At 34.3% G+C, this 12,602-nt stretch carries 8 protein-coding genes and 2 pseudogenes; 8 read left to right on the top strand and 2 right to left on the bottom strand.

Annotated elements, in window-relative coordinates; genetic code table 11:
* Positions 1-392: 392 nt before the first annotated feature.
* The 7 genes and pseudogenes from SJ312_RS23535 to SJ312_RS21710 form a co-directional block, all read left to right on the top strand.
* Positions 393-581: pseudogene (locus tag SJ312_RS23535) on the top strand (IS3 family transposase); the annotation flags it as partial.
* Positions 582-1,296: 715 nt separating this feature from the next.
* Complete coding sequence (locus SJ312_RS21735; RefSeq protein WP_004258958.1) at positions 1,297-1,605, top strand: helix-turn-helix domain-containing protein; 309 nt, start codon at positions 1,297-1,299, stop codon at positions 1,603-1,605.
* A 209-nt stretch (positions 1,606-1,814) separates the two neighbouring features.
* Positions 1,815-2,348, top strand: a complete 534-nt coding sequence (locus SJ312_RS21730) for a fimbrial protein (protein ID WP_004258955.1) — start codon at positions 1,815-1,817, stop codon at positions 2,346-2,348.
* A gap of 131 nt (positions 2,349-2,479) precedes the next feature.
* Positions 2,480-4,960 carry a fimbria/pilus outer membrane usher protein gene (locus tag SJ312_RS21725; protein WP_153673853.1) on the top strand — a complete coding sequence of 827 codons (2,481 nt, stop codon included), beginning with the start codon at positions 2,480-2,482 and terminating at the stop codon, positions 4,958-4,960.
* Positions 4,961-4,966: 6 nt separating this feature from the next.
* On the top strand, positions 4,967-5,692 hold the full coding sequence (locus SJ312_RS21720; RefSeq protein ID WP_004258949.1) for a molecular chaperone: 726 nt from the start codon (positions 4,967-4,969) through the stop codon (positions 5,690-5,692).
* Between the two features lie 3 nt (positions 5,693-5,695).
* Positions 5,696-6,679, top strand: coding sequence for a fimbrial protein (locus SJ312_RS21715; RefSeq protein ID WP_096864370.1), 984 nt, complete (start codon positions 5,696-5,698; stop codon positions 6,677-6,679).
* 69 nt (positions 6,680-6,748) lie between these two features.
* Entirely contained in the window at positions 6,749-7,402 is a 654-nt protein-coding gene (locus SJ312_RS21710; protein WP_004258940.1) for a response regulator transcription factor, read from the top strand.
* On the opposite strand, the gene SJ312_RS21705 is transcribed toward SJ312_RS21710, so the two are convergent.
* Positions 7,380-10,586, bottom strand: a complete 3,207-nt coding sequence (locus SJ312_RS21705; protein ID WP_243154721.1) for an ATP-binding protein — start codon at positions 10,584-10,586, stop codon at positions 7,380-7,382. The genes SJ312_RS21710 and SJ312_RS21705 overlap by 23 nt on opposite strands.
* Before the next feature lie 90 nt (positions 10,587-10,676).
* The gene (locus SJ312_RS21700) at positions 10,677-11,018 is read right to left on the bottom strand and encodes a helix-turn-helix domain-containing protein (protein WP_036958050.1); all 342 of its coding nucleotides are present in this window, start codon (positions 11,016-11,018) and stop codon (positions 10,677-10,679) included.
* Positions 11,019-12,115: 1,097 nt separating this feature from the next.
* On the opposite strand from SJ312_RS21700, the pseudogene SJ312_RS21695 reads away from it, so the two are divergent.
* A pseudogene (locus SJ312_RS21695) lies at positions 12,116-12,360 on the top strand (hypothetical protein); the annotation flags it as partial.
* Positions 12,361-12,602: the final 242 nt, after the last annotated feature.

Genomic DNA, 12,602 nt, shown 5'->3' with positions numbered 1-12,602 from the left:
TTGAAATGACTTTATCGCGTTAGATTAATTCATTCGCATAGAAAACTAGCCTAATCGTTTGTTTTCTAATGTTATTTTTGATGGGATTAAATGAAGGTGATATTCAGTTATTTTTCACTTATTTTTATCCGGTAAAGTAGATAAAGAAAAATATATTACAAAACAATTAGTTAGTATTTGTTATGTCTTCTAAATCTATTATGGTCTTATTTATCCCATGCATTTCTAGGACGAATATGGGATGAAAATGTGAGTTTTCTACTATTAAAGAAAAAAGGATTACGACCTCAACGTAACAATAGCTTGTCACTTTATGCAAATCAGTCGACAGGCCTATTACAAAATACTGGATAGGATTGAGGAGCGAAAGAAAGCTGATCCATCATTAAGGTCGGGGGATACAATCTTGTTCTTCGGAGTATCAGGAAATACATAAAGAACATAATATTCAATGTTCTATGATAGATAGCTACGATTGTTGCCAAAATGCTTTAGCAGAACGAATTAATGGAATATTGAAAATGGAGTACTTTCTGATAAAACCGAGTAATCTAGAGCTAGTGAGAAAATTAGTTGAAGATACCAAAAACGAAGGTAAAAAATTCATACTAACTAGGAGGCGCCGACCAAAAGACTCTGCTTTTAGTGCTGCCTTAAATTCAGGTGTACTTGGCGCACCATGTTTAAGAATTTAAAACATTTCTACGATTCTTGAGAATATTGTTTTTATTCCATTTTTTTATTCTATTATGGTTAACTAATAAAAATGATATGGATAATAACGAAATATTTAAAGAATGTAGGAATGAATAATCTTAATAACTTCAATAGGTAGGGCATTTAGTTAAGGGCTTAATAAAGCCTCAAGAAAGTTTATAGTCTTAAAGTTTATTATTTTTTTAGGTACGGGTATCACCAAGTTTTGGTGATATAAAATTCCATTAAAAAGGAAATGTTAACATCTTGTTAATTAATGACATGTGGCGTTTAAGACTTGTTGGATAAAAAAACTGTTTTTTTTAAATATATGAGATAAGTAACTATATTTAGTGATGGTGTTTACCCGAAAAATGACGAGTTCGTTAGACATTGTTTCATAAACCTTACTTATATTAAGGGTAACCAGATATTAATAGTTAATAATCAGCATTTTCAATAAATAAAATTAATGTTTGGTTTTATTTATTACTCGTATGTGAGTTTGTTATTTTTATTTTATTTAATTAGTATTGCTCGCAGTTAGTTATTCTTACGTTATTCAGTATCTACTTTGTATTTTTCAGAAAGGAAATAAAAATGGCAGCTAGATATCCTATTGCCAAAATAGTAGGGAGCAGAATAAAAAAGCTTAGAAGGGAGTATGGATTAACAGGAACTGAAGTGGCAATGGCTTTGAATGTTAGTCAACAGCAGTTTTCTCGCTATGAACGAGGTATTAACAGAATAGATATCGATTCTTTAGTTATGATTGCAGACTTCCTTAAAGTCAGTGTTCATTATTTCCTTGAAGATATAGATTTAGAACAATCAAATAGCTGGACCTCTGAATATAACTCATTATTAAGTCATGGTTTTTATTCAAACAATAAAAAAAATGAAGGTTAGTATTTGTTTTAAGGATCTCCTTATATTTACGGTTCATATTAGTGGTTATATTACTTCACATGTTATCGAACATCTCAAGTCATTAAAATAATGATAAGAATAAAGTTAACTAAATTCTAGTTATATCAATAAAACTATTGGTATGGCTGTGTACCAACTAAGGTATTGCCTTAGTATATATTAATAATATCATGAAATAAGGGTTTAAAATGAAAAAGACGCTATTAGCATCTTCAATTATCGCATTAACATTCACTGCTGCATCAACTTCATTTGCTGCGGATGTAGGAAGCGGTACTATTGAATTCAATGGTACTGTGAATACTGGTGCTTGTACCATTGCTCCTTCTTCTGTTAACAAAGAAGTTCAATTAGGTTCTGTTCCAGCGGCATCATTACAAACAGCTGGTTCACAAGGTCCAAATGTTGATTTCACATTAGAATTAACGGATTGTATTTTGGACCCTACCGCAAGTGGTACTGATTATTCTAAAGTAACAGTTAAATTTACGGGCCAAATGGATGCAGCTGGCACCTTATGGGCAAGTACTGGTACTGCTACCAATGTTGGTGTGTTATTCCAAAATGCAAGTGGAACAAATTTAAAAACAAATGATACTGTTGAGCAAAGCTTAAACGCAGGGACAAATGTTATTAATTTATCTGCTCGTATGCAGGCATTAGGTGCAGCTACAGCCGGTTCTGTTAAATCTACAGTCGCTTACGTTTTAGATTACCAATAAGTATTAATATAAAAACATTAAAAAAATAATAAATCTTATATTTGCTGATTATGCTGTGTATAGCAATTGCTTCACAGCATTTTCAGTTATATGAGTTCATTCAATAAATCCATTATAGAATATTGCGGCTAATGAAAAAGAACAATTTTAATAAAAACATAGTGACTAGTTTAGTATCTAGTTTATTGTTTTACACTTACTATGTTAATGCGGATTCTGTTCAATTTAATGAAGACGCATTATCTATTTTGGGTAATACTAATATAGATTTAAGTGCATTTGAGAAAAATAAAATTAGTGAAGGTTCTTATTTTTCTAATGTATCGGTAAATGGTCGAAGAATCAATTATTTTGATCAAATAAACTTTTTAAATAAAGACGAAAATATACAACCTTGTATTTCTAGAAACTTAGTAGAAGTTATTGGGTTAAAAGAAGAATTTATTAAAGAAGTACCAACATGGGAAAATGGTCAGTGTTATGATCTTGCATCACAGGATAAAAATATTCAGGCAAGATTCGATGATGAAAAGCAAGAGTTAATGCTTTCAATACCTCAAGCTTATTTTCAGTATTCTGATGACAATTGGGTTCCGCCCATGCAACGGGAAGTTGGAGTTAATGCACTCGTATTGGATTACAACTTTGTTGAAAACTATATTAAGTATAAGAATACTCGAGATATTAATAATTTTAGCTCATTCGGTTCTATTGGTGCGAATGTAGGGCGTTGGCGTGTTCGCAGTAATTATCAATATCAAAAAGATTTTAATGATAATAAAAATGATAATTTTAAATGGGTGCAAACTTATTTATTTACAGATTTACCTAGTTTATCCGCAAAATTTTTTGCGGGTAAGTATTATACAGTAAGTAATGTATTTGATTCTGTACGCTTTAACGGCGTTAGTGTCTTTACGGATGAGAACATGCTACCGGCTTCTCTAAGGGGGTATGCACCGAGTGTCACAGGAACCGCGACAAGTAATGCGACAGTCACTATCTCACAAAATGGACGTATCTTGAATCAAATGAAAGTGGCACCAGGGCCTTTTTCAATTGATAATTTGAGTTCCTCTTTATCAGGGACTCTTGATGTTAAAATTACAGAAGAAGATGGCTCTATACGTGAGTACCAAGTTTCCTCGACCAATATTCCTTTTTTAACACGCCCAGGCATGGTGCAATATAAACTGAATGCAGGCCGGTTAGACCCAATGGGATATAAAAACATCAATGATGACTTTATATCAACTGAAGCTTCTTGGGGGATCCTCAACAATTTATCTATTTTTGGTGGTATTTTTGCAACCTCTAATGATGAATATCATGCCTATAATGCAGGTGTTGGGGTAAATATGGAACGCTTTGGTGCAATATCTTTTGATATTACACAGTCGAAGAATCAACTACAGGATATCGCTTTACGTACTGGTGAAAGTTACCGTATTAATTATGCAAAACGTTTTTCAAATTCGAGTCGACTGGATTTAACAGGGTACCAGTTTTCTAATGAAGGCTTTATGTCAGTGAATGATTATATTAGCTTAAAAGAAACTCCGTTAACGCCACATTATCGGCAGAAAAATGTATTTACGACTTCTTTTACACAACAACTTACTGATTTTCAGGCTGATATAAGTTTAAGTTACTCTCGGGAAAGTTATTGGAAAGAATCGAAAAATAACAATACTCTCAATTTATCGTTTAATAAAACCATAAATACAAGTTTTATAAATAATGCGATTTTATCATTATCTGTTGGTGAAAGTAGTTACGTGAAAGGTAAGCGCTCTAAGCAAGCATACCTTTCGTTAAGTATACCATTTGGTGGTGAAAGAAACTCACGGATTCAATACTTTAGTTCTTATAATGATATTGATAAAAAATATAATAGTAATATTAATTACAATTCTAAAATTAATGATAATAACGTTAGCTTAGGTTTATCAAGTAAAGACTTTTTTGAAAATGCGGCAATGAATGCATCCGTTTATCGTGATACGCAATATGGTACTGCACAACTAACGGGTTCCTATGGCGAAGATTACCATACATTAAGTGGTTCACTAGATGGCTCCTTGACGATTACCAACCAAGGCCCAGTCTTACACCGACGAGTTTATGATAACCAAGCTCGTATGGTTATTGATACAGATAAAGCGAAAGGGGTATCAATTAATAAAAATGAATCAGTTACGAATGGGTTTGGTTTAGCCGCAATTAGTAATGTTCCAACCTATTATAGGTCGACCCAGTATGTAGACCTTAATAATGTACCAGACAATGTCAGCATTGATGACAGCGTGATTGAATCAAATTTAACTGATGGTGCGGTTGGTTATTCAAAACTCAATACATTAGTGGGGGAAAAAGCGTTAGTTACAATTAAATTCCCTGACGGAAATACGCCCCCATTTGGTGCTTTAGTTTATGGCTCTGATAATAATAGTGTATTGGGAATGATTGCAGAGGAAGGGCAAGTTTATTTAACGGGCTTCCAACCAGATCAAAAATTAACGGTTAAATGGAGTGGTGACCAGTCATGTCGAATTATGTTAGGAAAACAAAGCCATTTAGCCAGTAAGAATATAACCTGTAATAAAGAATAGAAAATCATGAAAAAATTTAAATTAATAATAAGTGCTTTAATCTTGATTAGCACATACACACATGCATCAATTTCTGTTGACCGTACTCGCGTTATTTATGATGAAGCAAGTAAAGGTGTTAGCGTTGTGATTGAGAATATTGATAAAAAAGACCCTTATTTAGTTCAGTCATGGGTCGAGAATGAAAATGGTGAAAAAATTTCAGAGCCACTAATTGCTTTGCCTTTATTGCAACGTGTTGAAGCGAATCAAAAGAAACAGGTTAGAATTAGTTTATCAAAAAATGACGTGAAAATACCGAACAACCAAGAGTCTTTATTTTACTTTAATGTCTTGGGTATTCCACCGAAAACTAAACTAGAAAATGCTGTTGAAATTGTTATTCAATCACGCTTTAAATTATTTTATCGTCCAAGTGAATTGAAAAAATACCCTAACAATGATTGGCAGAAAGAATTGAAAGTGGAAAAAATGGGAAACTCGTTAAAATTAACTAACCCGACACCCTATCACATTGTTGTGATTAATGTTAATGATAATGAATCTAAAGTTCCTGATTTTAAAGAAATTGTCATAAAGCCAAATAGCAATTCAACATATTTTCTATCAGATAAACAAGTGAAATCGCCGAAAATGGTTATTACTTATATTGATGATTATGGAACACCAAACTTATTGAAATATACATGTAATACAACTTGCTCCTTATCAAATGAAAAGGATAAGAGATAAATTATGTTAATTTTTAATAAAATAAATTCATTCGCTATATTATTTTTATTTTTGCTAAGTTTTCAATCAGTAGCTGCGGTTAATAATTGTATACCGAGTTCAGGAGCTACAACTATAGAACAAGAATTAACCTTTGATATTACAAATAGTAGTACTTCAATTCCAAATGGTACCTTATTGACATCAGCATTGAGCTCATATATATCAGTGAGATGTGAGTTTACTGGCTCATCAAGTACAACTAATGCCGTTTACTTTAAAAATACAATGCCAACTGCAATTAAAACATTATTGATTAATAGTGGTGTCAGTGTGACGCAACAAAATGCAATTTCATCTCCTAGTCCAGTAACGATAACCAACCCAACTGTTCCAAATATTTATTTGGGGTATTGGAGTCAACCAGAAACAGGAATTACACGCAATATTGCTTTCATGTATAACTTTTATGTTTATAAGGGGGCAAACGCTCTTAAACCTTTTGATACAGGGCTATTTTTATTAGGAACCCATGTGGATTATTTAGGTAAGGATTTAGGCGGGCCAACTTATGTGCGCATTAAAGGTAACTTAACCTTGCTCTGCCCTGCACCTGCGGTGAATATCACGGCTTCTAATGGGGGAAGTGTAAACTTTGACTCAATTTCACCTAAACAAATGAATGCGGGAGAAGTGGTTAGCCGAACTTTTAATTTAGGTATGTCAGTGCCACAAGACTGCGAAACAGGGCTAAATATATCAGTACGTTTTGAACCCAATAATAATACGGTGCTAGGTGGAAAATATCTTGATATGGGCAATGGGTTACAAACACTATTAACCCGTAATTCAACTGATATTAACTATAATGAAAGCTACAGTATTGGTGAAATCATGCCACAATCACCGATTAATGTCCCTTTTACTGCGACATTAAGCAAGATAGCGGGCAGTACTATCGCTTCTGGTCCGTTTTCTAAAACAGTTCGAGTTGTTGTTTCATATTAAGAGTGTTAATTGACATTTTTTCTATGGTGTTATATTGAATATACATATTCTGATGCTGAGTATTATTAAATGAAAAAACTCAAATTAGTATTAGTTGATGATCATCCCATTGTGCTTTCAGGTTTGAAAGATACACTTTCTCAATCAATGAATTTAGACATTTTAGGTGCTTACACTCAGGATGCTGAACTATTTGCTTTTTTGAAAAAAAATGAGGTTGATGTGATCGTAACTGATTATATGATGCCTAATAATACCCAATCTAGCGATGGACAGAATTATATTCAATTTTTACGTCGTCAATATCCAAATATTGCAGTGATTGTATTAACGATGGTTTCTAACCCAATGATTGTACAAATGTTATATGATTCTGGGGTGAGTGCGGTGGTGTCAAAAGAGGCACCATTAGGTGACCTAATGAAAGCTATCACATTAGCGGGGCAAGGTCGCCAATATCGTGTTCCTGTTGCAGATATGACAACGACATTAAAAAGCCGTAATGCAGTAACATTAAATGATAGGGTAAAGACATTATCACCTCGTGAACTTGAGGTACTGCGCCTTTTTGTTCAAGGTAAGCCTATTGTTGATATTGCTAAGCAATTAAACCGCAGTGATAAAACTATCAGCCTACAGAAAAATGCTGCAATGCGTAAATTGGGTGTTGATAATAATCAAGCGTTAATTAGTTATTGCCTCACACATCATTTGTTTGACTAATTTTTTTTATCCAATTAGCTAATTGGTTGCAGATATTCTGACTAATCTGGGTATCAATGTATGTTGATGTCCGTGAATCTAATGCTGTTTCAAACTCACGAAGCTGATTAGCTAACTCACGTTGTTCAACACTAATTAATGCACCACGGATACGATGGGATAACTGTTTTAATTCTTCTGTGTTGTTATTTTCAACCGCTTGGCAAAATTGAGTAATATCGCTCACAAAATGACGAATAATTTTTTCTCTATCTTCCCCATTTAGCGGGTTAATCACTTTTATTGGCCCCATTTCTGAAGCTGAGGAGGAGTAAATCGGGAATAAACGGTTGAACAATTGAACTAAGGTTTCTAGCTCTATAGGTTTTACAAGCCATGAATCCATTCCAGATTCTAGGCATCGCTCTTCTTCTTCTTTTAATCCATTAGCAGTAACACCAACAATCGGGCATGTTTCGCCTTCACTGCGCAGCTGCTGTGCAAGCTCATAACCATTACGATAAGGCATATTAACGTCTGTAAGGATGATATCAACAATTTCGTTATCCCAGATCACCAACGCTTCTTCACCATCATTGGCAATAAATACCTTACAACCAAGTAGTTCAAGTTGCTCTTGTAGAACAACTTGGTTAATGGGGTTATCTTCAGCAATTAAAACGCGAAGCGGGTATTTATGCATATGAGTTTGTATACGAGATGTTGGACAAATAAGGGGTATCGGTTCTTTATTATTTTGTAGTAAGAATAACTGCTGATTTAACTCGGATAGTCTGAAATTCATTTCAGTGCTTACCCATTGTTGCCCATCCCAATTAGTTGGCAGAGGAAACGATGGAATTAAGATGCCGACGGCAATAACGGATGAGGTATCTATGGGGAGGCTATTTTCTGTGAAATATACATTGGCCCCCCAACGTTTTAGCCATTGCGTTATATTTTCAGTCAATAATGGGTTTGGGGTTTGCAACCAAATATTGGTGTTTTTGAGTGATAGCCAGTGTGTTTGCTGTATATCGAGTGCTAAAGGTAGTGTCACGAGAAACGAGCTACCAACTCCAGTTTCGCTTTGTAAGCTTATTTGCCCATCCATCAATTTGATAAGCTTAGAGCAAATAAATAGACCTAAGCCAGTGCCACCATAAGCATGAATTTCTGAATGAGCTTGATAAAATGGCTCAAATAATTTTATTTGTTGTTCAGGGCTAATTCCAACACCTGTATCACTGACACGTAGTAATATATTATTTTTATTACTTCTTTTAAGTTCAATAGTAACAGTACCTCTGTGGGTAAATTTAATCGCATTACTGAGTAAATTACCTAAAATTTGTTGCAGTCGGGCAGAGTCACCAACTCTATTTGCTTGTACATTTGGGTCAATAATAGCAAATAGGAGCAACCCTTTTTGCTGAGCAATTCCTTGATATAGTTGGACAGTTTGTTGTACTAGTTCTAATAAATCAAATGGTTGATTATGAATTTGAATTTGATTAGCTTCTATTTTGCTAATATCTAAAATATCACCAATTAACTGCATAAGTAATTGGGATGTTGTTGATATTCGATCAATAAAGTGAGCTTGTTGAGATGAAAGAGAGGTATTTGCCAGTAATTCTAATGTACCTATTAGACCATAAAGTGGGGTTCGTATTTCATGGCTCATTGTTGCTAAAAATGTGGATTTAGCTCGGTTGGCTTCTTCTGCAAGTCGCTTAGCATCATCAAGTTGTTTTTCAGTTTCTGCTTGGATCGTAATATCAGTAAATGCGCATAAAATAACAGGGCGCTGCTGGTAATAAGTTGCTGTGCTTACGACATAAAGAACATGTTCCCCAGACTTTAAATTAGTTTTAACCTGTTCTGTGTCAGAAAGAACCTTGATAAGTAATTCATTATATTCATTTGAGTCGTGGGGAGTAGATATATTGGTTATTTTTAGCCAATAACGAGCTAACTCATTCGCAAAGCGTAACTGCTGGGTTTCTTTATCTATTACACATAAGCCGATAGGGGTTGTCGCAATAAGTGTTTGGTTAAAAGATTCATTTTCTAAGATAGCTTGCTGGGAGTCTATTGCGGGTTGTAATATTTTTCGTTGGTACCAGCGGTGATATCCCCATCCACAAAATAAACTAAAGAAAAGTGCAATAACTAAACTGATAGGAAGCCACAGGTTGTCTTCAAAAAAAGCCGCATAACTAATTCTATAATATCCAGTCCATTCATCAGTTTTAGATGAAAGTTTAAGAACTAGGCCATCTCTGGTATAGAAAATACCTTCTAATGCTTCTTCTTCAGGTGCTTGGGTTGTTCCAAGTAGCTGACCATATTTTGCATGAATCAGCCAAAATTGATGTGTGAGTGTGGGGTTTAACATTCGCTCCAGCACGCTAAGCCTTGCTTGGCTTAACATACTGACTGCATAAATATTTTTAGGAGAAATGTGAGCATTCTGCCATAAATGTTCATCAAAACCAGCAGGGATGATCCCAATGAGAATATGATCAAATGGCTCAGGACGTAACCAGATAATGTCTTTTGAATCGCTTTCTTGTGATTCTAAAAATTGAGCATGAATAGTAGGTAAATTTTTTCTAATACTATCAATGACGGAGTAATACAAATTTGGAGAAATAGATTCATTTCCTAAAACTGTTCCAACGGAAGGAACGCTGATACTAATTTGGTCGTGTTCGTTGACAAAAAATACTGCAGCAGCTGGAAAATATGAGCCTCCCCAAAAAGTAGAATAGTAATCAGCTAAATAGGCCCCTAAAGAAAATAATATACTGGGAACGTTGGAACACTCTAAACTCTTGTCACAAGCTAGGGTAAATGGCATTGCAACTAAAGATTCTTTACCTTCGAGTAGATATAATGGCGACCTTGTTGGTAAGAACTGTTCTTGTATTGCATAGGTTCGGCTTTCAACTAACTCTATTAAATCTTGATTTTGCTTATTTAAAGATCGTAAAAACTTTTCTTGTTCATTGATATAGCCTATTAGTGACCTAAAATCGACTTCTAGGCGTTTAGTTTCTTGTTGAACAATTCGCTCTGCACTCCAAATCAATGTTGTTATTAGAATGAATAACAAAGGAAAAGCAATGGTAAGTATGCTATTCGTGCGTCCTGATGTGCGAGTTATCCTTGAAAATGCAGTCGGAGAAGGGGTAGGCATAGCGCTGTTCTCATCGATTATAGGCAAACTCCATGATTTTCATAATAATATAAAATAAACAAATTAAACAATATTTCTTTACGCTAAAGGTTATACAATTGCTGAATTATAATAGTCTTTCAAATCATCTAATTCCCAGCCAAAACCATTTAAATTAGTGATATAGTGTGAAAGTTTAGGATGATGACTCACGACATAGAATAGCCTATGGTAAAAATCTGGGAAATTAATACCGAGTATAAGAATAAATTTAAACAATACATCTACGGTTAACGCATTCTCTCCTCGTTCATAGCGCGATAATTGCTGTTGGCTAATGCCTAACTCTTTCGCAATGTTTTCACCACTAATTCCTAATTCTTGCCGGTATTCTTGTAAGCATTTACCAACTAGTTGGCTGATATAATAAGTTGTATCTTTTTTCTTTTTCATGAGGAAACTTGACCCTAGTATCATTGATTCATAAAACTATTTTTATAGCTAAGAGTAAATTATGACGAAAAGAAAATTTTAGAATATAAGGTATTCCTTAATTGAAAGTTTTAAATAAGATTAAGTCATTTATTTTAGGTTCATATGCAGAGTCTTATTCTAAACATTATAGTTATTTGCACTTTGTTTTATGGGGTTATTTTTATTACTTAACAACATGTTAAGCAGAAATTGTGAGTTGTTCGGTAAGGTTGAGTAGGTTTTATTACATTAAGGCTTAGTTACCTTTTTATTACAAATTATTATTAGCACTTATTGATTAATATTGTATTTGATTATTTTTTTAGCTCAATAGCTAGGAATAAAAAATGATATTGTGGTTTTTTAATGATTTATTTTCATAACTATTAATATAAAAACTTATTTTTAGGTTCTTAGATAAGACAATAGGCTAATAAAAACACGCAATATGAGTTAAGCTTGGCTGTCTAATGGATGAAATGAGAAAAGGGTGAGAATAATAATCTAATTATAAACTTTAGTGTTTGGTTTTTTTTAGGTAATTCCTGGTTATTTGGTATAAGTCAAGTTAATTGACTTTATATTATAGCTGATTGTATATCAATATTCTGTATAGTGGCGGACTAACCATGTCTAGTAGACCGAAAGGGTATAGAAATAAGTGTTTAGGTTAGATAAAAAAAAGATTATAGATTTCAGATTCTTTAGCCGAGTACTCAACTTGAGCTTAGAAATATAAAAGCAAAAAACCGCCTTTTGGGGCGGGTTCTTTAAATATGTGGTGCCCAGACTCGGGAACATTCAGCTATTTAATGAATTGATTTTCAAAGTAAATCTATTTTATCTTTTTGTCAAGACCCATAATATGCCCCTTTTTTCTACATTGATTGCCATGTTCTGAGCTGACACCCCACCACGGTAAATAATTCAGCTCGGGTGGGGTGGTCTATGAAATCTACCCTCTCAGGCAAACTTGAACTGGCTGCACTTCTGTCGGGCCGGTTCAGGAAGTCATTCGCAGCTTGTTAGGCTATAGCAACCCCGTGAGTTCAGGCTTCCGGACCTTCGCTCCATGACCGGCGGTATTGTTGTTAGATGAGCCTTTGTCGAGCTTAGATCCAGGTAGCCGTTAACGTTTAGGGCTGGAAGTGAGAGATATCTTGCGGGAAGCTGGGCAAACAGCACTGTTAGTGACTCACAGCGAAGATGAAGCACAATTGATGGCTGAAAAATTAACTATCTGAAAAAGGGCAGATTAATTCAGAATGATGATCAATTGAAAGCTGTAAAGCATATGGGGAAGACATCTGATTCGGTATAGCCCAGATACAGGTCCCCTTGATCCGCAGAGGTGAAAATAGATTTGGAATTTAATATGAAAAAACGAGTTATAGGTTTGTTTTTATTGATAGGACTACCTTTGGTTGCAATAGCTGATAATATTCACGTGACGGTGAATTCCTCTATGTACTCTTACCCTGATAATCGGGCGTGTATTAACCCCATTTAACGAGATGTATGCCAGTGTTGATGTAAAAAATACAAGCACAATTCAATGCCAGT

This window comes from Providencia sp. CIM-Carb-044 (genome assembly GCF_033901115.1).
GTDB classification, from domain to species: domain Bacteria; phylum Pseudomonadota; class Gammaproteobacteria; order Enterobacterales; family Enterobacteriaceae; genus Providencia; species Providencia hangzhouensis.
The sequence above is the reverse complement of the archived record's forward strand: the minus strand, read 5'-3'. Positions and strand labels throughout refer to the sequence as shown.